The organism is Paenibacillus sp. FSL H3-0302 (genome assembly GCF_037982245.1).
GTDB lineage: Bacteria > Bacillota > Bacilli > Paenibacillales > Paenibacillaceae > Paenibacillus_AQ > Paenibacillus_AQ odorifer.
The window spans coordinates 2,743,749-2,761,990 of record NZ_CP150284.1; the positions used below are offsets into that span (position 1 = coordinate 2,743,749).

At 43.9% G+C, this 18,242-nt stretch carries 22 protein-coding genes and 1 tRNA gene; 17 read left to right on the forward strand and 6 right to left on the reverse strand.

Translation table 11 applies throughout. From position 1 onward, the window contains the following. Window positions 1–229: 229 nt before the first annotated feature. The 4 genes from MHH50_RS12035 to MHH50_RS12050 all read left to right on the forward strand — a co-directional run bounded on the left by MHH50_RS12035 (window position 230) and on the right by MHH50_RS12050 (window position 989). Window positions 230–364, forward strand: a complete 135-nt coding sequence (locus MHH50_RS12035) for a hypothetical protein (RefSeq protein ID WP_256716060.1) — start codon at window positions 230–232, stop codon at window positions 362–364. A gap of 119 nt (window positions 365–483) precedes the next feature. Beyond that, complete coding sequence (locus MHH50_RS12040; RefSeq protein ID WP_175618939.1) at window positions 484–624, forward strand: hypothetical protein; 141 nt, start codon at window positions 484–486, stop codon at window positions 622–624. Window positions 625–679: 55 nt separating this feature from the next. Next, window positions 680–805 carry a hypothetical protein gene (locus MHH50_RS12045; protein WP_256716059.1) on the forward strand — a complete coding sequence of 42 codons (126 nt, stop codon included), beginning with the start codon at window positions 680–682 and terminating at the stop codon, window positions 803–805. A gap of 4 nt (window positions 806–809) precedes the next feature. Beyond that, entirely contained in the window at window positions 810–989 is a 180-nt protein-coding gene (locus MHH50_RS12050; protein WP_076100890.1) for a helix-turn-helix domain-containing protein, read from the forward strand. A 139-nt stretch (window positions 990–1,128) separates the two neighbouring features. Here the strand turns inward: MHH50_RS12050 and MHH50_RS12055 are convergent. The 3 genes from MHH50_RS12055 to MHH50_RS12065 form a co-directional block, all read right to left on the reverse strand. Beyond that, window positions 1,129–1,200 (reverse strand) — tRNA-Val (locus tag MHH50_RS12055). Between the two features lie 152 nt (window positions 1,201–1,352). Then, window positions 1,353–1,655 (reverse strand): hypothetical protein, encoded by a 303-nt coding sequence (locus MHH50_RS12060; RefSeq protein WP_036686108.1) that lies wholly within the window; start codon window positions 1,653–1,655, stop codon window positions 1,353–1,355. A gap of 162 nt (window positions 1,656–1,817) precedes the next feature. Continuing rightward, window positions 1,818–3,032 carry a copper amine oxidase N-terminal domain-containing protein gene (locus MHH50_RS12065; protein ID WP_340034374.1) on the reverse strand — a complete coding sequence of 405 codons (1,215 nt, stop codon included), beginning with the start codon at window positions 3,030–3,032 and terminating at the stop codon, window positions 1,818–1,820. Between the two features lie 202 nt (window positions 3,033–3,234). Between MHH50_RS12065 and MHH50_RS12070 the strand changes: the two genes are divergently transcribed. From MHH50_RS12070 to MHH50_RS12085, 4 genes are all read left to right on the forward strand, one after another. Continuing rightward, on the forward strand, window positions 3,235–4,308 hold the full coding sequence (locus tag MHH50_RS12070; protein WP_076219152.1) for a site-2 protease family protein: 1,074 nt from the start codon (window positions 3,235–3,237) through the stop codon (window positions 4,306–4,308). Window positions 4,309–4,407: 99 nt separating this feature from the next. Next, entirely contained in the window at window positions 4,408–4,620 is a 213-nt protein-coding gene (locus tag MHH50_RS12075) for a hypothetical protein (RefSeq protein WP_076219148.1), read from the forward strand. 107 nt (window positions 4,621–4,727) lie between these two features. Next, window positions 4,728–5,171 carry a GNAT family N-acetyltransferase gene (locus MHH50_RS12080; protein ID WP_076136093.1) on the forward strand — a complete coding sequence of 148 codons (444 nt, stop codon included), beginning with the start codon at window positions 4,728–4,730 and terminating at the stop codon, window positions 5,169–5,171. A gap of 85 nt (window positions 5,172–5,256) precedes the next feature. Further along, window positions 5,257–5,496: a DUF3892 domain-containing protein gene (locus MHH50_RS12085; RefSeq protein WP_036686113.1), complete on the forward strand. Its 240-nt coding sequence runs from the start codon at window positions 5,257–5,259 to the stop codon at window positions 5,494–5,496. Between the two features lie 62 nt (window positions 5,497–5,558). Here MHH50_RS12085 and MHH50_RS12090 read toward each other — a convergent pair whose 3' ends face one another. Next, window positions 5,559–6,296: an MBL fold metallo-hydrolase gene (locus MHH50_RS12090; protein WP_076129115.1), complete on the reverse strand. Its 738-nt coding sequence runs from the start codon at window positions 6,294–6,296 to the stop codon at window positions 5,559–5,561. Between the two features lie 164 nt (window positions 6,297–6,460). Here MHH50_RS12090 and MHH50_RS12095 point away from each other — a divergent pair, with 164 nt between their 5' ends. Together MHH50_RS12095 and MHH50_RS12100 are read left to right on the forward strand one after the other, a co-directional pair. Further along, window positions 6,461–7,015 (forward strand): copper amine oxidase, encoded by a 555-nt coding sequence (locus tag MHH50_RS12095; protein WP_036686116.1) that lies wholly within the window; start codon window positions 6,461–6,463, stop codon window positions 7,013–7,015. Between the two features lie 80 nt (window positions 7,016–7,095). Beyond that, on the forward strand, window positions 7,096–7,407 hold the full coding sequence (locus MHH50_RS12100; protein WP_036686118.1) for a DUF1292 domain-containing protein: 312 nt from the start codon (window positions 7,096–7,098) through the stop codon (window positions 7,405–7,407). Window positions 7,408–7,537: 130 nt separating this feature from the next. Here MHH50_RS12100 and MHH50_RS12105 read toward each other — a convergent pair whose 3' ends face one another. Then, entirely contained in the window at window positions 7,538–9,013 is a 1,476-nt protein-coding gene (locus tag MHH50_RS12105; protein ID WP_036686120.1) for an aminotransferase class I/II-fold pyridoxal phosphate-dependent enzyme, read from the reverse strand. A gap of 97 nt (window positions 9,014–9,110) precedes the next feature. Between MHH50_RS12105 and MHH50_RS12110 the strand changes: the two genes are divergently transcribed. The 4 genes from MHH50_RS12110 (at window position 9,111) to MHH50_RS12125 (ending at window position 13,745) form a co-directional block, all read left to right on the forward strand. Beyond that, window positions 9,111–10,400 carry an MFS transporter gene (locus MHH50_RS12110; protein WP_340034375.1) on the forward strand — a complete coding sequence of 430 codons (1,290 nt, stop codon included), beginning with the start codon at window positions 9,111–9,113 and terminating at the stop codon, window positions 10,398–10,400. A gap of 380 nt (window positions 10,401–10,780) precedes the next feature. After that, window positions 10,781–11,377 carry a hypothetical protein gene (locus MHH50_RS12115; RefSeq protein ID WP_036686566.1) on the forward strand — a complete coding sequence of 199 codons (597 nt, stop codon included), beginning with the start codon at window positions 10,781–10,783 and terminating at the stop codon, window positions 11,375–11,377. 259 nt (window positions 11,378–11,636) lie between these two features. Next, the gene (gndA, locus tag MHH50_RS12120; protein WP_038570246.1) at window positions 11,637–13,052 is read left to right on the forward strand and encodes an NADP-dependent phosphogluconate dehydrogenase; all 1,416 of its coding nucleotides are present in this window, start codon (window positions 11,637–11,639) and stop codon (window positions 13,050–13,052) included. 144 nt (window positions 13,053–13,196) lie between these two features. Further along, window positions 13,197–13,745, forward strand: coding sequence for a shikimate kinase (locus MHH50_RS12125; protein ID WP_339190647.1), 549 nt, complete (start codon window positions 13,197–13,199; stop codon window positions 13,743–13,745). Window positions 13,746–13,749: 4 nt separating this feature from the next. Here MHH50_RS12125 and MHH50_RS12130 read toward each other — a convergent pair whose 3' ends face one another. Continuing rightward, complete coding sequence (locus MHH50_RS12130; protein ID WP_076183347.1) at window positions 13,750–14,055, reverse strand: rhodanese-like domain-containing protein; 306 nt, start codon at window positions 14,053–14,055, stop codon at window positions 13,750–13,752. Between the two features lie 110 nt (window positions 14,056–14,165). On the opposite strand from MHH50_RS12130, the gene aroA reads away from it, so the two are divergent. The 3 genes from aroA to MHH50_RS12145 all read left to right on the forward strand — a co-directional run bounded on the left by aroA (window position 14,166) and on the right by MHH50_RS12145 (window position 17,226). Beyond that, a complete protein-coding gene (gene aroA, locus MHH50_RS12135) occupies window positions 14,166–15,458 on the forward strand; it encodes a 3-phosphoshikimate 1-carboxyvinyltransferase (protein ID WP_076279824.1) in 1,293 nt (430 codons plus the stop codon). A 75-nt stretch (window positions 15,459–15,533) separates the two neighbouring features. Continuing rightward, window positions 15,534–15,968, forward strand: coding sequence for a CoA-binding protein (locus tag MHH50_RS12140; RefSeq protein WP_076104783.1), 435 nt, complete (start codon window positions 15,534–15,536; stop codon window positions 15,966–15,968). Between the two features lie 589 nt (window positions 15,969–16,557). Beyond that, the gene (locus MHH50_RS12145; protein WP_340034376.1) at window positions 16,558–17,226 is read left to right on the forward strand and encodes a hypothetical protein; all 669 of its coding nucleotides are present in this window, start codon (window positions 16,558–16,560) and stop codon (window positions 17,224–17,226) included. The last annotated feature ends 1,016 nt before the right edge of the window (window positions 17,227–18,242 follow it).

Consider the following 18,242-nt stretch of genomic DNA (forward strand, 5'->3'; position numbering starts at 1 on the left):
AATTCACCTCTTAATTAATATAGCACGGATTTAGGGAGGAACTGACGTCAATATGGTTAAGATCATCTTTGCTTTTATTCTCTTAGTTTCATTCATAGGGTAAATCGCCGAAATGGACAGAAATAAATTCGGTAGCATGACATGGCAGCAATATGTGTTGCTTCAATAATCGCATTAGCTGCGGTGGTTATTTTTTCATAAAACCCAAATTTGAGAGGAGCAATTATAAATGAAAGCCAACGTAACTACAAAGATCAAGGATATCAAATTTGGTAATAAAGAGGACGTAATCACGTTAACGATCGAGGGCAATATCACAGACCAGCAGGTATCCATCCTGCGAAACATTAAAAATACTGGCTAGCATTCGTAAGCTTCAGCAGCTCGCAAGCTGATCTGGATGATTATACTCCAACACATACGCATCAAGGTATTCGCGGAACGATTGATAATGATGGATCGGTTAATGTTGACTCCGGTCAGATGACGATAGAAGAGGTGACTGAAGAGGAAGACGAGAACGAAGAAAGAGAAGACGATCAGGAAGAACAGGAAGAACAACAGGAACTAAAAGATACAGATGGTCAAATAATTCCTGTGAATAAAGACGATCTGCCGTTCTAAGATGGTACACTCCCCGACTTCGGTGGGGGGATTCTTAACAAAGGGGGATTGCCCAGTGCAACAGATTTTATTGCCTGAGATAGATAGAGAACGGACGCAAGCTGCCGTTGAAGCGGCTCTTGAAAAATATAGGATATTTGAGTTTTTGTCTTTCGAGAAGGAGGAAGAGAAGGGTGATTGAACAAATGTATAAGACTACTTCTGATTATCCCTCTGTACTTACAGCGAAGGAAATACAACAAATACTTGGTATAGGTGAGCGTCAAACATATGAACTATTAAACTCGGGTCAATTTCATATCGTGAGGGTAGGAAAGATGATAAAAGTCTCAAAAGATGTATTTCTTAAATGGTTACAGGGATAAAAAAAGTGGTGCCGATTATGGCACCACTTTTGCTTTAGTCTACTACAGGGCACCATAATGGCACCAATTCGTAATTCACTCAAAACATAAACATCCCTAAACAAAAGAAAAAGCCTTATTATATAAGGCTTTTTCAGTATAGGACGGATGGGGTTCGAACCCATGACCCCTACCCTGTCAAGATAGTGCTCTCCCGCTGAGCTACCGTCCTGCGACGAAATTTATAATACCATACGATAGAGTAGGATGGCAATTCTTTTTTATAATCAATATAGATGTAGAGTTGTATTTACTTCTTAATTTTCTCCGATTAAGTAGTTAAATAGCTAGAAAGGGGATGACCCTTCATCCCCCTGCACCGAGTCAGATAAAAAACGGGAGTAGAAATAGACTGCTTATTCCGAAAAAAGGGATACGGCGTGGATAGAAGCGGCGTCTTGGGTAAAAGCCGGGCTGGAACCCGAATTGTCTATAGTTCGACTGCTCGGCAGGCATTCCGTTCATACGATCGACCATTTCATTGCTGGGAACCGCTAGGGTGATATAGTTCTGATCCACGTGAGCGATGAAGCCGTCAAAGGATTGACCATCAGTCGTTACTATACCTACATATTTATTCATGCAATTCCAAGCGACCTGTTGATGAAAATTTGTATTTGATTCCATGGATATCCTCCTCGAATGTTTCAATCCTGATAACAGTCTATGGTCCTTTGCCTACAACGTTCACGGCGTTTGCCTATATGTAGGAAGGTTAATTTTCAGGGATAATCACTGAGGAGGATTCGATTAGTTCTTTAATCTATACACATGCTTGTGCTGTACTTTCTAATCAGTATTATTCTTGGAGTTATTGGAATGAGCTTCAATGGAGTAGATAACTTCTTTTTTGCCAGTAAGCGGGGAGTCATTTATAAAATACAATTTGTCACCGCTCCGTTTTACGAATTTCAAAGTATCTCCTTTAAAAGGAACATCGTTATTTTCCGCATATTCCTGATCCTTTGCTGTGAGTAGCTCCTTATACAAAAGGGTTCGCTCGCCTGTTTGGCGGTCGATTAAGGTTAGCAATCCATTCTGATTTCCACGAAGCAGTATGATTTCTTTATCAATGCTTTCTACATAGTAAGCATCTTCCTCGCCACCCAGCTTTACAAGATCAAGAGTATCTATTACATTGCCTGTGCCGTCTTGGATGAAACGTAAGGTATTACCATCATGCAAGATGAGGTTGCCATCATAAGGTTTGAAATCCGCATCTCCTCTGAACTGGTAAGCGAATGTGGCCTTGCGTAGTAATGCACCATTTTTGAATATGAGTGTGATTTCGCGTGTATTAATATGAGGCTCTCCATAGGAATCAATAATCTTAATGACTAGCAGACCCCCCGCCGTTTTCTCGATCTTCATTCCTGCCCAGTCAAAGTTTGTTTGGAGTGAAGTGAGTTTTATCACCGTATCCTTGCCTTGTGAGACATATAAATCACCATTAGCTTTGACCAGCGTATAGGTACGCCCTCCAAAGGATTCTGTGAAAACATTGTAGGTCTTCAGATCATCTGCTAAAAGTGTGTTCGTTGTGGAGTCCAGACGGAGATGGCTGCCTTCGAAAGCCTTAACGATAAAACGGGCCGGCACATATATCCCATCTTCTTTGGATTTAAAAGGTATTCCTCCTAGATCTACCGCTTTCCCGTCAAGCAAGCCAGTTTGACTCCCGATTCGAACAGCAAAACTTTTAGTCCAGCCTTTGAACAGAGCACGTTTGCCGGATTTATCCCATTCCATTTTTAAGCCAGCTTGTTCAGCGATCCCCCGAACATCTACGTAGATTACACCATTTTTGAGCAGCGCAGGTCCGCCTATGTTTCCACCAGGAATGCCAAATTGGTAGTATACTTGCGAAGTACTAGCAGAGGAAGCTTGGGCAAGCGCAGAGGACTCCGATACAGTTAATGAAGAGCTTGCTGACATGGTGGCAGGGAGTAAAAGTGTTGAGAGCATTAAGACGGATAACCAAGCTTTGGAGTGAAAAGAGAGCATATTAACCAACCCTTTCTTTATCTGGCAGTAAAATTTATCCAAGATAGTTGGTTTGACGCTGAAACGTTTCTAAAAGTTGCGTCGTATACTTTCCGAAGGGCTCACTGTAGAAATATATTTAATGCTACTATGATAAGATAGATGGAACTGTACAGTAGTTTCTTAAAATTGAAAGATAAAGGAGCTTGTGATCTTGCCGCAAATGCAAAATGAGCAGAAAAAGAATACTTCTACTCCGCTGAAATGGTTGGGGGGCGGAGCCGCCATGCTCCTGTTAAAAGGAAAGGCGATTTTGTCTCTGCTGAAAATAGGTAAAATTGCCGGGCCGTTAATTTCCATGATGGTTTCGATAGGGGCATATGCTTTGATTTATCCGTGGGGGTTTGCTATAGGTATTGTCCTGCTTTTGCTTGTTCATGAATTGGGACATGTTATAGCCGCTAAGCGGATCGGGTTACCCGTCAGCGCTCCGTTATTTATTCCTTTTTTAGGCGCGTTAATTACTATGAAAAAACATCCGCTGGATGCGAAGACAGAAGCGTATGTTGCTTTTGGCGGACCGATTCTGGGTACTATTGGGGCTACTGCTGTGTTTGGAGCGGCATATTATATGGATAGTCCACTTCTTTATTCCCTGGCTTATATAGGCTTATTGCTTAATTTGATTAACCTGCTGCCAATCCATCCGCTAGACGGTGGACGTATTGCTACCGCAGTTACGCGCTGGCTGTGGCTTGTGGGTCTGGTGGGTGGCTTAGCTATAATCGTTTACTTGCGTTCGATTTTGTTCTTTATCATCTGGGCAATGTTTGCTTACGATCTGTATAATAAATATGTGAAAAGACGTAACAACAACCGGCCGCAGTCTGTCACTAAGGGGTTCTTAATTCCCGTGGAGCCCTTGCGAGAGGCGGGTTACATGATTCCAGGAGCTGAGCATCGCCGGGATTTACCTTTTACTACCTACAGTGATCTAGAGAGACAGCAGTATGTTGTGGTCAGATGGGACCAGCTGAATTATTATGGCAAAGCTACACTGCCACAGCAATGTATTATTGAAAAGGTAAGAATTTCGCAGCTGGAGCAAGTAACGTTAGAGAATGGTCTTCATTTAAAAATGCAATGTGACATCAGCTGTACCGTGCACGATAATGATAAGTATTACGATGTGCCAGCCAGTACACGCTGGAAATATGGAACAGCTTATTTTGTTTTAGCAGGCTTTTTGGTTGGGATGATGTATCTAGTCCATTTGGTTGGAAACGTCAATCTCTAAGAGGGCAACTGGAATGAATAGCTCCTATTGTTTATAAAGCTCCTGAATCGTCAAAGCTGTAGTGAGTATAACTGCAGCTGCGATGAAAGGAGCTTTTTTATGTCTAAAATTGTGAAATGGGAAGTCGGCGTTTGCCTAGTGTTACTGCTGGGTGTAGTGGGGTGCTCTACGGTGAAACCCGCAAAAGTTATCGAAATCAATGAGATGACCAATCTGGATGGCAAATCTAAAAGTCAGTATCCTCCGTTGTCACCTGTGATGCAAGACGTATATAACCGTTCAATCCCTGAAGAAGTATATTCTGTGGATTAGTCTACTGAGAGGTTACGGATTCCATGTGTAGGCTTTTCTTTCTTGTCATTATTTTATATAATAGACAACTATCGTTGGCTACATAGAGAGAGGAGTTTGCAACTAACATGGCGGCAGAAATCTTACGGGTAACTACAGAGGAACAGCTTCAGATGGGGCTGGATATCCGTACTAAAGTATTTGTTGAGGAACAAAAGGTACCGGCCGAGGAAGAAATTGACGAATATGATGCCATCAGTCCGAATGCGCACCATATTCTGATTATAGATGAAGGGATACCTGTAGCAACGGGTAGATTGATCTATTACAAAGCAGGTACTGCTAAAATGCAGCGCATCGCCGTATTGAAAGACTATCGGGTCAAAGGATACGGACGTGTCTTGTTACTGGCGATGGAAGAGCTTGCTCGGGAGCTTGGACTGGAAGCTTCAATTCTAGATGCTCAGTGTCAGGCAGAGAATTTCTATAAGAAACTCGGCTATGAAGTTATTTCTACAGAACCATTTTATGATGCAGGTATATTACATGTACGTATGCAAAAAATGCTTTAAAGATGGCGCACATAATTATTGGACGCTCTACGCAAGCTAGGATGTGCCGAATGATGGCAAATCCAAGTGCAAGGGGCGAACTTAAGTGCCAAATAACGAACGTGAATCTTTCGTAGCTGTTCAAAAAAATGGGGATGGCGATTTAACAAGCTTCCAGACCTCTACAGGACGTGTGCTGGCGTATGACCAAGCCCTGCAAGAAGTACAGGCCGGAAATATTGCCGGAGTGAACGCTTTTAAAGGTAAGGATGGAGAAACTTATATTCGCGGAGATGCGGATGGAGATCCAACTAACAATCTGGATAATTTGCCGACATTTTCATAGTTCAACACGAAAAGCCGTACATACGTCTACAGACGTTTATGTACGGCTTTTTTTTGTAAAGATCAGAGTTTATAGTTCACATGCTGCTCTAAAAATTCCATCTCTCCTGTAAGTCCGACGAAATCTGGTTGTTCATCGCTATAATGCATGAGCTTGATCCGCTCGCGAACATCTTTAGGCAGAGACATCAGCTCTTCCAGCGTAGTGTGAACAACGCCTGTTCCACCTAGTTGGCAGTCATGCAGGATGATCCGGATCCCGCGCTCCCGCACAAGGCTAATCAGTAGATCCGGCTGAAAGGTCATGTCCGCACTATAAAAAATCTCGTTGTTTATTAGAAGGGAATAACTGTTTTTCCCGGGAATATGCGGTGTTTGTATGATCTCTAATGAAAGAGTAGGAGAGAGCTTGTAGGTATTTTCAGGCTGCATGGGCTTAACATCGAAGATATCAGATAAGGAAGATACAGCATCTTCTTGGTATAAACCTCCCTTTAACGTATTGTTCCACAAGGGCTCTATAAGTGTCTCCGGAAGAAGTAAGGTCATTTTTTTACCGTGCACATGCTTTAAGGTTAGCGCAAGCTCTTCCAGCCCTCCAACATGATCTGCATGAATATGTGTAATGAGCGTAGCATTTACGTCACTGAAGGATTTTTCAAGTCTATGCATGGCAAGCGGGGCTGTTATCCCGCAATCAATCAGCAGGGTGTAATTTTCATCTAGCAGCAAGCCATTGTTGTTAAAATATTTTTTCGCAAAAGCATTGCCTGTTCCTAGCATTTGTAGGCTTAGACTCATAAGAAAGAACCCTCCTGAAATCGGTTATAGCTAATGTTTCTACTTCGAATAAGACCATAATATCATTTTTCGCAAGATCAATGAAATATTTACCTGAAATCAGCGCAACTTGCTGAAACAAAGTAAGTATATATTAACAGCATGAATTATCTGGAGGGTCTCAAATGAATAGATGGAAAAAAATCACTTTGTGCGTGTTTGCTTTTTCCTTAATGGGTGGCTCATTATTATTCGCCGATTCCGTTAATCAGAAAATTAGAGTATGGAGCAACGGAAAAGAAATTGTAGACGGCGGTTATCTAATTGATGGAAAAACGTACATTCCTGCTAGAGAAACAGGCGGGGTTGTTACTTGGGACGGTTCTGGGAAAGTTACGATCCTTAAACCTAATGTCCATATTGTACTTTTTAAAGGGGATACGGTTTTTGGCAATGTCAATGTAGGCAAGCTGAAAATAAAGATATTAACTCAGGTAGATAGTCTGACCGAAGAGATTTCAGCTGTGAAAGTGGCCATGACAGATCCGTCTGGAAACGTTAAGGATATTCAGTCACAGGTGCTTGAAGGCTCGCAGAAGGATAATTTCTGGTTTCCAACCTCGGAGTTTACTTATGATTTTAAAGAAGCGGGCAAATATCGGGTAGGCTTCTATATTAAGCCCTCCAAAAATGCCGATTACGTACTTGTGTCGGAGAAGGTAATAACAGCGTTAAATTAGGTGTTCTAAATTGACCTGAACTAATCTAACGTGGTACGATACCAGATGTAGGATAATACAATTCAAAGTGAGGTATTACAATGAGCGATCACAAACATGAGCATGGTGAAGCATGCGGTTGCGGGCATGATCACGACCATGAGCACGAGGAGTTTGTGCTGACCTTGACGAACGAGCAGGGCGAAGATGTGGAAATGGTGCTTGTAGAAACGTTCGACATAGGCGAGAAATTATATGCTCTGTTGTTAGAGCGCGAGAATCCAGAAGCAGACGGCATTATTCTGCGTATGGAAGAAGAAGACGAAGAAATGGTATTGTATAATATCGAAGATGAAGAAGAATGGAAAGCTGTTGAAGAAGCTTACAACAATCTGCTTGCTCAGCAAGAATAGATTCTAGCGACTAAACTTAAGCTGTTCTATGTGAATGGAACAGTTGATGCTTATATACAGAAACCCGATACTCATTATGGTATCGGGTTTTTGTATAAATGATTTAAGTTTTTAAGGAAAAAGATAGATCTTAGGATATAGGATCGGCTTCAACAATCACCTTAACATTAGTGATGCTGCGGTCCTCAGGCCCTTTAACCGGCAGGCCGATTTCGACGTGGTCGATAATGTAGTCGATATTATCCTGAGTAATGACTTCGCCAGGGAGGAGAATCGGTATCCCCGGTGGATATACATAGATAAACTCTGCAATGATGTATCCAGCAGATTCGCGGAACGGAACTAACTGAGTGTCAGCATAAAAAGCATCTCTTGGAATTAAAGCAAGCTGCGGGATTTCTGGAACCTGAACCTTCAGTTCATAGATTTCACCCTTGCTATAATGGATAGCGGATAGCACCCGTAAAGCAGCTAATAATTTATCTACTGATTCTTGAGTATCACCTGGGGTAATAAGGCAAAGAATATTATACATGTCACTCAGTTCAACTTCGATGTTGTATTTCTCACGCAGCCAGTTTTCGGTTTCGTAACCAGTGATCCCTAAATGGCGAACGTGAATGTTAAGTTTGGTTGGATCTAGATCGAAAGTTGCTTCTGTTCCAAGTATTTCTTTACCAAAGCTGTACAAGCCTTCGATAGTGTTAATGGTCTCGCGTGCGTAGTTGGACAATTGGATGGTTCTTTCCGCCATTTCATGTCCGTTTAGCGCGAGATTGCGTCTAGATGTATCGAGAGACGCTAATAAAATATATGAGGTTGATGTTGTAGTCAGCATGCTCATAATGGTCTGCACCCGTTGTGGGTTAATCAGCCCAGTCTTCGCATTTAGATTCAGTACCGAGCTTTGCGTCATGGAACCACCAAGCTTATGCACACTAGTGGCAGCTATGTCCGCACCGGCCTGCATGGCCGATACCGGCAGATCCTCATGAAAATGAATCAGTACTCCATGTGCCTCGTCCACCAGAACGGGTACCCCGTAACGGTGAGCCAGGTCGACAATCGAACGCAGGTCGGCACATACGCCGAAGTACGTTGGATTGATAACTAGAACTCCTTTAGCGTCTGGATGACGCTTTAACGCTCGTTCCAGCGCACTGGTGGTTATGCCGTGATCTATCCCGAGATTCTCATCCTGTACAGGCGAGACGAACACAGGCTTGGCTCCGGAGAAGATAATAGCCGACATTACGGATTTATGAATGTTACGCGGCACAATTATTTTTTCACCCGGTGAGCAGACAGAGAGGATCATCGTCATGATGGCATTGCTCGTGCCCTGTACGCTAAAATACGTATAGTCGGCGCCGAAAGCCTTCGCAGCCAGCTTTTGAGCCTCCTGGATTACGCCAGTTGGCTGATGTAGATCATCAAGCGGTGCGATGTTGATTAGATCTATGGATAGAGCGTTATCGCCGATAAACTCACGGAATTCGGCATCGGTTCCTAGCCCCTTCTTATGCCCGGGAATATGAAATTGAACTGGATTGCCGGCGGCATGCTTTTTTAGAGCTGTGAAGAGGGGAGTACGGTGTTGATTCATTTAATGCTGTCACAACCTTTCGCGAATAGTTAATTTTTAAGGCAAGCATCAGTATAACAAAACAATCTTCAGAATACTAGGATTTGGATGTGATAGAATGTCCACGAAAGCTGAACAACGGATGAATATTAGTTTAGCATCACCATTTATTGTTGAGATGTGGGTAATTATTTTTTTAGTTGAATTTGTTAAAGGTTCGCTGCTTGTTGCTTTATTGCCAGTGTATATGGAGAATATACTGGGGCTGTCGGTGACAGTAGTGGGATTCGCTTTTGCCCTACAGTATTTGGGGGACAACGTCTTCCGCAGCCCTTCAGGCTGGGTTATGGAGCGCATAGGGTTCCGCTGGACGATGACAAGTGCATTGCTGCTGATTCTAGTAGCCATTGGTTTGATCATCTATGCCAAAACGGCCGTTGCGTTATCCATCGCCTGTCTCATTCTTGGGATCGGGACCTCACCGCTTTGGCCATGTGTGATGACCGGGATTACCGAGCTGGCCGGATCAACCAAAAGCGGCAGCAGTGGTGCGGCCATGGGCGCTGTTGAGATGGCTTCTCTCGCAGGAACAGGAATCGGTCCAATTGTTGTGAATTTTTTAATGGATCAGGGTGGACAAAGCTATCACGTAGCTTTTCTAGTCTTGTTAGGTTGTGCTGCCGCTGTAGTTGTAGTAGCCCTTTTCTTACCTAAACGAATCTCTTCTAGCGGGTCTCATGCTGTCGTGAGGGACATGCATGGACTTGGCGGAGCAATGGAGCGTAAAAAGCTTAGTCCGTTAGAAAGTATAAAAAGAACGCTGCATCAGGTGAAAACTACGCTGAAAGTCAGCAGATGGCTGTACCCGGCGTTGTTCCTACAGGCCTTCGCCATTGGCTTGATGACACCTGTAGTTACCTTGTTCGCACGTACAGAGCTGCATGTTAGTCCCAATCAATTCAGTTTGCTCCTCATTGCAGGGGGAGGGATTACAGTTCTTGCACTTATTCCCGCAGGTAAGCTGGTGGACCGTATAGGGACAACGGTGTTTCTGAATATAGGTTTTTTGTTAGCTGCTTTTTCGCTGGCCTTTTTCTCTCAGGTTCGCTGGCTGCCACTTGCCTTTATCGCGGTGGCACTGGTCGGTATAAGCTACGCGCTTATCCTCCCGGCATGGAATGCCTTTCTGGCTAAGCAAGTACCTAAGGGAGAACGAGGGACGGTCTGGGGGCTGTTCCTGACACTCCAAGGCTCAGGAATGGTAGCGGGGCCAGTATTATCAGGTAGATTATGGGATCATGTAGGACATGGTGTCCCATTCCTGGCAAGTGCTATTGTAATGCTGCTGCTCTTCGGGCTGCATCTGCTTATTGTGCATAGAACGAAACAGAAATTTAAGACTAGCTGAGGAAAATAAAAAGCCGCTGATAACCGGAGAATGATCCGGTAAATCAGCGGCTTTTTAGAAAATTAGAAGGACATACGATATAACAGAAGTAAGTTTCGAAGGTCTTCTGTATGACACTGTGCAGCTGAAGGACTAGAACGTTTATGCTCCAAAAGGACTAAAAGGCATTAAAATTCTCGATCAGCGTTTGGAGAAAGGCTGTTGCGGGTAAAAATAGTCAATAAACCAAGTTACCGCTACATAAACTGAAGTATAAAATAAGATTAAGACGAACGCAAAAAGGAAGTTAACTCAAGAAGAGGTCCGGCAGCCATGATTACTCTGGAATTGAACTAATGAAGGTTGGCTTTACAGATGTGAAGCTGTTAGGGGGGAGTGCCGTGAACAAAAACGACGAGGTGGAATATTGTAACCTGGAACTGCGGTTCGACAGACAGCATATCCAGGACCTGATCAAGGATTTGATTCAAGAAGGTTATTCCCTATATTGGAGCGAGAATGAACAGGTCTTTGTGATTTCGGTCCGTACGGGTCGTAAGTTAGTGAAATTGCGGTTTCAAAGGATTAAAGACGGCTATAAGCTTGTGGGCGATTATATGATCCGTGATGCTCGCTTGTCAGAGTGGATGGAGAAATTAATTGGGGATATGCGCGGGCATGCAATCGTTAAACGTTTCCGGGATCGGCAGATTATTATTGAAAATATTTTGTTTGGCGAAGTGATTCGCCTAGTTGAAATTTCTGGTTATCAGCAGCGCGTGTTATATCAGAAGGGACCTATGCTCACAGATGAGGAGCTGACAAGACTCTTTTATTCTATTGAAGGGGAAGAACGGGTTCGCCAGCGGAGAATTGAAGTAGATGAACAGTTGGATCGGTTAAATGATGCCCTAAAGGCTGGAGATACGGTTCGCGCGGACAAATGTCGAGCTGAGCTTGCCTTTTTGACCAAGGAATTGTTTATGTTAGAATGGTAAGCAAGTGCCGCAAATGTTCTTTCAAGGCACCCCGTTCATCGGGGTGTCTTATATTTGTATTGGAACTTGCAGACAGGGGTTCACTTCTGACGTTAAAAACGTTAAAATAGTCATTGTGATCATTTCTTAGACTGAATTTGTCAATGAAATTGATCTCTATTCGCAGGGCAGGCTTTGCTGTCTCTGATAAAGGGTGGTATTCTTATACTGCGAGAAATGGATTTCACAAAAATATAGGGTGCAAAGGGTGGAGGACCAGATGGCAAAACAACAAATCGGCGTTATTGGCTTGGCGGTAATGGGCAAGAATTTGGCTCTAAATATCGAAAGCAAAGGTTTTTCCGTATCCGTATTCAACCGCTCCCCGGAGAAGACACATGATCTTCTTGCTGAAGCGGAAGGTAAAAACCTCGTAGGCACATTTTCCGTTGAGGAATTTGTAGCTTCGCTGGAAACACCGCGCAAAATTCTGATCATGGTTCAAGCTGGTAAAGCTACTGATGCTACCATCGAGCAACTGCTGCCGCATCTTGATCAAGGCGACATCATTATCGACGGAGGGAATGCTTACTTCCCTGATACAGTTCGTCGTAGTAAAGAGCTGGAAGAAAAAGGTTTCCGTTTTATCGGTACTGGAGTTTCTGGTGGTGAAGAAGGTGCTCTTAAAGGTCCTTCGATTATGCCAGGTGGTCAAGAAAGTGCGTATAAACTTGTAGAGCCTATCCTAACGGCAATCTCAGCCAAAGTGGACGGAGAGCCTTGCTGTACATATATCGGACCTGACGGTGCAGGACACTATGTTAAAATGGTGCACAACGGTATCGAATATGGTGATATGCAATTGATCTGTGAAGCTTATCAGTTGTTGAAAGATGTTCTAGGTCTGGATGCAAAAGAACTTCACAATATTTTCAAAGAGTGGAACAGCGGCGAGCTCGACAGCTACCTGATCGAGATCACTACTGATATCTTTGCTCAATATGACGAAGAAACCGGCAAACCTATGGTTGACGTTATCCTTGATTCCGCTGGCCAAAAGGGTACTGGTAAATGGACAAGCCAAAGCTCACTTGATCTTGGTGTACCTCTGTCCATGATTACCGAATCCGTATTCTCCCGCTTCCTGTCTGCTATGAAGGATGAGCGCGTAGAAGCAAGCAAAGTGCTTAACGGACCAGAAGCAACAACATTTGAAGGTGACAAAGCCGAATTCATCGAGAACGTGCGTAAAGCATTGTTCGCGAGCAAAATCGTATCCTACGCGCAAGGTTTCGCTCAACTTCGCGTAGCTTCCGACGAATATGGTTGGGATCTGAAATATGGCGAGCTGGCTAAAATCTGGCGCGGCGGCTGCATTATCCGTTCCCGTTTCCTACAAAATATCACAGATGCTTATGAGAACAATGCAGAGCTTAAGAATCTGCTTCTTGATCCTTTCTTCAAGAATGTTATGGACAATTACCAATCTGCATGGCGTAAAGTCATTGCTTCTGCGGTAACTTTGGGTGTTCCAGTCCCTGGATTCTCCAGCGCATTGGCTTACTATGACAGCTACCGTACAGAACGTTTGCCTGCTAACTTGCTTCAGGCTCAACGTGATTACTTTGGCGCTCACACCTTCAAACGTGTGGACAAAGAAGGCGTCTTCCACCACAACTGGATGGCAGCAGAATAATCTAATTGACGGTATGACAAGCGGCCCGGACGGCTTCACCAGAAATGGGGAGCCTTTCGGGTCTTTTTTTACTGGAAGAAGCGGATTGTCTAATGTTTTGACCCTGTGTTATGATATGACAAATATCGCGGTTGGAGGATAGTCATGGCTGGGGATACTGAAGAACTAAAAACGATGAGTCAGGAAGATAAGAACAAAAACATTATTTTAGTAGGGATGATGGCGACTGGTAAGTCAACCGTTGGTGCTATTTTGGCTGAGGAGCTGGGCTATGAGCTGGTTGATTTGGATCATGTCATTATTGAGACTGAAGGCAGAAGCATTGCAGAAATCTTCGCAGAAGATGGTGAGGAATACTTTCGAAGCGTAGAAACTACGGTTCTAAAGCAAATGCTAGAGTCTGAGAATAAATTAATATCCACTGGTGGAGGCGCGGTATTGGCGCCGGGAAATACAGCCTTAATGCTGAGTAAAGGGCATGTAGTTGCGCTAACGGCAACTGAGGAAGAGATTATTGCACGTGTTAGCGGGGATGAGAATCGTCCGCTGCTCGCCGGCAATGCAGAAGAACGGGTCAGACGAATCATGGAAGATCGCCAGGATGCATACCTATTCGCGCATTACACGGTCGATACAACGGGACTGACTGCGGCAGAAGTGTCGCAACATATTTTAATGCATTACCGCGGTTGAGCTTTTAAGAGAGTGACTCATTCCATTCAATCATACCGCCGCTGAGGTTCGCAGCGTTATAACCAAATTGCTGTAGATATTCGCAGACACGTTGGCTGCGGGCACCGGAACGGCAAATGAAGATCACTTTGGCATCGCTTGGAATATCCTCAGTACGGTGCGGAATTTCTCCCATAGGGATATGTTGTGCACCGGGAATCATCCCAAAGGCCACCTCTTCGTCTTCGCGAACATCGATGAGTACAAGGTCTTCACCTGTCTCTATACACTGCCGTAATTCTTGCGGTGTGATTTGTGGTACATTATGCATGGTTTTGACCTCTTTTCATCAGAAGAATGGTTTAATGATAACACAAGAACAGAATACCCTGTCAAACGAGCATTACATACCCACTACATCTACTAAGGAGAGTTTATATTATGGACGTTATTGTTAGGCCAACGCCATCTCTGCAAGGAGAATTTGGAGCCCTCTCTTCCAAAAACTATACGACACGTTATCTGCTGGTAGCGGCATTGTCTGAAGGAGTAAGTACGATTTATCATCCTGCACATAGTGAGGATAGCGACGCGATCCGCCGCTGCATAGCAGATTTGGGTGCTGTGCTTACAGAAGATGAGGAAAAGATTGTGATTCAAGGCTTCGGACGTCACCCAAAAGACGTTAAAGAACTTAATGTAGGAAATGCCGGAGCAGTGCTGCGTTTTCTTATGGCTGTGGCCGCGTTAAGTCCTGAGGTTACTTTTGTAAATACGTATCCAGACTCATTGGGCAAACGTCCGCATGACGACTTGATTGTGTCGTTGGAACAGCTAGGTGTTCAGGTGGAGCATAATGAAGGGAAACTGCCGATCACGATCCGTGGGGGTAAACCGGTTGGAGGCAGAATTACTGTCTCTGGTGCAGTAAGCTCCCAGTTCTTAAGTGCTCTACTGTTTCTGACACCATTGCTTGAAGAAGATAGTGAAATTATTGTCCTCGATGATTTGAAATCGAAGGTTGTCGTGGGCCAGACCTTGGAAGTGTTGGAGCAGGCAGGTATTGTGGTGCACGCCGCGGATGATTACATGTCCTTTAAAGTTCCAGGTCGTCAAGCTTATGCAGCTAAATCATATACTGTTCAAGGTGACTACCCAGGCTCTGCGGCAATCCTTGCGGCGGCTGCCGTTACAAAGTCGGATGTGAAAATTCACCGTCTTGCAGAACAAAGTAAACAAGGTGAAAGAGCCATTGTTGATGTACTGCGGATGATGGAAGTTCCTCTTACACATGAAGAGGGTACAGTACATGTCCAAGGGAACGGTATCCTAAAAGCTGTTGAATTCGATGGAGATGCTGCAACAGATGCGGTACTGGCCATGGTGGCTGCTGCAGTATTTGCAGAAGGTACCTCCCGATTCTACAATGTTGAGAATTTGCGCTATAAGGAATGTGATCGCATTACCGATTACTTGGCAGAGTTAACCCGTGCCGGAGCCAAGGTAGAAGAACGCCGCGATGAGATTATTGTTCACGGCATGCCCGAAGGTGTCGAAGGCGGAGTCACCATTAATGCGCATTATGATCACCGCGTAATTATGGCACTATCCGTAGTAGGCTTGCGTGCGCGTAAACCTCTTTTGATTAAGGATGCACATCATGTGGCAAAATCTTATCCGCAATATTTTGATCACTTGCGTGCGCTTGGTGCGAATGTGGAGTGGGTACAATAGGAATAAGGGAGCTAGCGTATCTAGCTACAGTTAAACAAGGATCATTAAGTGTAACTATGGAAAGGGGCACTACTTATGAGCTTTGAGAATCCAAGTCGGGAGCAGATCGGAGATATTCTTGCTTCCGCAGGTAACATTGCTGTTGTTGGCTTATCAGACAAAACAGATCGTACCTCTTATATGGTCGCGGGCGCCATGCAAAGCCGGGGATATCGGATCATTCCCGTTAACCCAACGGTGGACGGAGAAATCCTGGGAGAAAAGTGTTATCACACTTTAGCAGAAATTCCAGAGCCAGTGGACATCGTCAATGTATTCCGTCGAAGCGAACACTGCGCAAAGGTCGCGCAGGAGGCAGCTGACATTGGCGCACGTGTGCTGTGGCTCCAGCAGGGTATAGTTAGCGCGGAAGCCGCTGAAATCGCCGCTGAGCACGGTATGATCGCCATTATGGACCGCTGCATCAAGGTCGAAGAAGCGATCACAATGCATGGGCGTAGCCGGCAGTAGGTTCGGTCATATAAACTGTTGAACTGATCACGGAGTTAAATGTGTAGTGATTATAGTTAGCGTTGACCAACGGACGTCACAAAGAACTGACGAAGAACGAGCAAACTGACGAAAAACGAGCAAACTGGCGAAGAATGAGCAAACTGGCGAGAACGAACTAACTGGTGAAGAATGAGCAAGCTGGCGAAGAACGAACTAACTGGTTAAGAACGAACTAGCTGGCGAAGAACGAACTAACTGGTTAAGAACGAACTAGCTGGCGAAGAATGAACGGGCTGGTGATGAACGAACTAACTGGTGAAGAATGAGCAAACTGGCGAGAACGAACTAGCTGGCGAGAAATGAGCAAACTGGCGAGAACGAGCAAAAGTGGAATAAACTAACTAGGTTTAAATTTATGATGCTGTGGCTAATGCAAACTTAGATGATGAAGTTTAGCCAAAATAAGTGGTATTGTGTAACGCAAGGTGCGATTTCTAATGTAAAATGCCTGTTGAGCTAGTTATAATAAGATTAGACGAAGAACGTCCTTTAAACCGCTTTTTGCGGTGAAGGGCGTTTTTTTATTTTGTAGGGGAGGCTATAGGTTATGGAGTTTGAAGAAGCGCATGGTTTGTTTATCGACCAGCATATGAAATCAAGAGCAGGTGAAAGAAGAGGCAGGCTGCTTAGAGGACATAATTTTGCGGAAAAGCTGTTTTTGCAGAATGTATGGTGGCCTATGTTTGAGTCCCTAGACGATTTGCATCCAGAATACGAAGTATATGACTGGAATCGCAAATCACAATTTCTGGACTTTGCTTATCTTCCACAGACGGGCAGCAGCTTTGGGATCGAGTGTGATGGATATCAAAGCCATGTGAAAGATATGGACCGCGAGAAATTCAACTATTCAGTAAATCGGGATACTTTTTTGACTGGGATGGGCTGGAGGATGATTCATTTTTCTTTTGATGATATCCAGCAACGTCCCGAGGTCTGCCGGATGCTGTTGCAACTGGTGCTGGCGCCTTACTTGGCTCGTAAATCTGCTAGCGTAACTATTTTATCTGAGGAAAAAGAGGTTCTGCGTTTCGCTTGGCGTCTCGGTAGACCGGTTCGTCCAAAGGATGTGGCCATGCATTTCTGCATTAATTTCCGTACGGCGCGTCGATTACTGCAATCATTAAGTGAGAAGGGGTTGTTGAAGCCGTTTAATCAGGGAGAAAGAATTCGGTATTATGAGGTGAAGGTTCTCAGACCAGATCAAATGTGGTAAGGATCTTTAGAGGCTGCGCAAGGGAATAATTGCACTTTATACAACTAAATCGTCGAAATAGCTATCTAAATGGGAAATAGTTGTACTTTGTACACTTAAAACACCTCAAAGATTAGGTTAAGTGGAAAATCTCTAAAAATAGTTGTATGAAGTGCAGTTAAAAAGGTGCTCAGAGTAACGTCGATATGAATAGTTGCACAAAGTACACTTAAACTCAGGTGGAATTCCAAACTGTGAGTTTAGGGTGTTGGAGCTAGTTAATGGGGGAGAAAAGTTCGATGTTATGAAGCGAATGCTCTGAGATCAGTTCAGACCAGACCAGACCAAATCAAATCAAATCAAATCCAATCCAATCAGGTATGCTAGGGACATCTATGGGATAGCTGCGCAAGGGAATAATTGCACTTTATACAACTAAATCGCCGAAATAGCCATCTAAATGCGAAATAGTTGCACTTTGTACACTTAGAACGCATCAAAGATTAGATGAAGTGGAAAATCACTAAAAATAGTTGTATGAAGTGCAGTTAAAAAGGTGCTCAGAGTAACGTCGATATGAATAGTTGCACAAAGTACACTTAAACTCAGGTGGAATTCCTAACTGTGAGTTTAGGGTGTTGGAGCTAGTTAATGGGGGAGAAAAGTTCGATGTTATGAAGCGAATGCTCTGAGATCAGATCAGTTCAGACCAGACTAGACCAGACCAAATAAAATCAGACCAAATCATACCTGATCTGATCGGACCAGGTATGCTAGGGACATCTATAGGACAGCTGCGAAAGGGAATAATTGCACTTTATACAACTAAATCGCCGAAATAGCTACCTAAATGCGAAATAGTTGTACTTTGTACACTTAGAACGCATCAAAGATTAGGTTAAGTGGAAAATCACTAAAAATAGTTGTATGAAGTGCAGTTAAAAAGGTGCTCAGAGTAACGTCGATATGAATAGTTGCACAAAGTACACTTAAACTCAGGTGGAATTCCTAACTGTGAGTTTAGGGTGTTGGGGCTA

What these genes read in the sequence shown, in the direction of transcription:
- MHH50_RS12035 (WP_256716060.1), top strand. Translation starts at nt 230, where the DNA reads ATGAAAGCCAACGTAACTACAAAGATCAAGGATATCAAATTTGGTAAT.
- MHH50_RS12040 (WP_175618939.1), top strand. Translation starts at nt 484, where the DNA reads ATGACGATAGAAGAGGTGACTGAAGAGGAAGACGAGAACGAAGAAAGA.
- MHH50_RS12050 (WP_076100890.1), top strand. Translation starts at nt 810, where the DNA reads ATGTATAAGACTACTTCTGATTATCCCTCTGTACTTACAGCGAAGGAA.
- MHH50_RS12060 (WP_036686108.1), bottom strand. Translation starts at nt 1,655, where the DNA reads ATGGAATCAAATACAAATTTTCATCAACAGGTCGCTTGGAATTGCATG.
- MHH50_RS12065 (WP_340034374.1), bottom strand. Translation starts at nt 3,032, where the DNA reads ATGCTCTCTTTTCACTCCAAAGCTTGGTTATCCGTCTTAATGCTCTCA.
- MHH50_RS12070 (WP_076219152.1), top strand. Translation starts at nt 3,235, where the DNA reads ATGCAAAATGAGCAGAAAAAGAATACTTCTACTCCGCTGAAATGGTTG.
- MHH50_RS12075 (WP_076219148.1), top strand. Translation starts at nt 4,408, where the DNA reads ATGTCTAAAATTGTGAAATGGGAAGTCGGCGTTTGCCTAGTGTTACTG.
- MHH50_RS12080 (WP_076136093.1), top strand. Translation starts at nt 4,728, where the DNA reads ATGGCGGCAGAAATCTTACGGGTAACTACAGAGGAACAGCTTCAGATG.
- MHH50_RS12090 (WP_076129115.1), bottom strand. Translation starts at nt 6,296, where the DNA reads ATGAGTCTAAGCCTACAAATGCTAGGAACAGGCAATGCTTTTGCGAAA.
- MHH50_RS12095 (WP_036686116.1), top strand. Translation starts at nt 6,461, where the DNA reads ATGAATAGATGGAAAAAAATCACTTTGTGCGTGTTTGCTTTTTCCTTA.
- MHH50_RS12100 (WP_036686118.1), top strand. Translation starts at nt 7,096, where the DNA reads ATGAGCGATCACAAACATGAGCATGGTGAAGCATGCGGTTGCGGGCAT.
- MHH50_RS12105 (WP_036686120.1), bottom strand. Translation starts at nt 9,013, where the DNA reads ATGAATCAACACCGTACTCCCCTCTTCACAGCTCTAAAAAAGCATGCC.
- MHH50_RS12110 (WP_340034375.1), top strand. Translation starts at nt 9,111, where the DNA reads ATGTCCACGAAAGCTGAACAACGGATGAATATTAGTTTAGCATCACCA.
- gndA (WP_038570246.1), top strand. Translation starts at nt 11,637, where the DNA reads ATGGCAAAACAACAAATCGGCGTTATTGGCTTGGCGGTAATGGGCAAG.
- MHH50_RS12125 (WP_339190647.1), top strand. Translation starts at nt 13,197, where the DNA reads ATGGCTGGGGATACTGAAGAACTAAAAACGATGAGTCAGGAAGATAAG.
- MHH50_RS12130 (WP_076183347.1), bottom strand. Translation starts at nt 14,055, where the DNA reads ATGCATAATGTACCACAAATCACACCGCAAGAATTACGGCAGTGTATA.
- aroA (WP_076279824.1), top strand. Translation starts at nt 14,166, where the DNA reads ATGGACGTTATTGTTAGGCCAACGCCATCTCTGCAAGGAGAATTTGGA.
- MHH50_RS12140 (WP_076104783.1), top strand. Translation starts at nt 15,534, where the DNA reads ATGAGCTTTGAGAATCCAAGTCGGGAGCAGATCGGAGATATTCTTGCT.
- MHH50_RS12145 (WP_340034376.1), top strand. Translation starts at nt 16,558, where the DNA reads ATGGAGTTTGAAGAAGCGCATGGTTTGTTTATCGACCAGCATATGAAA.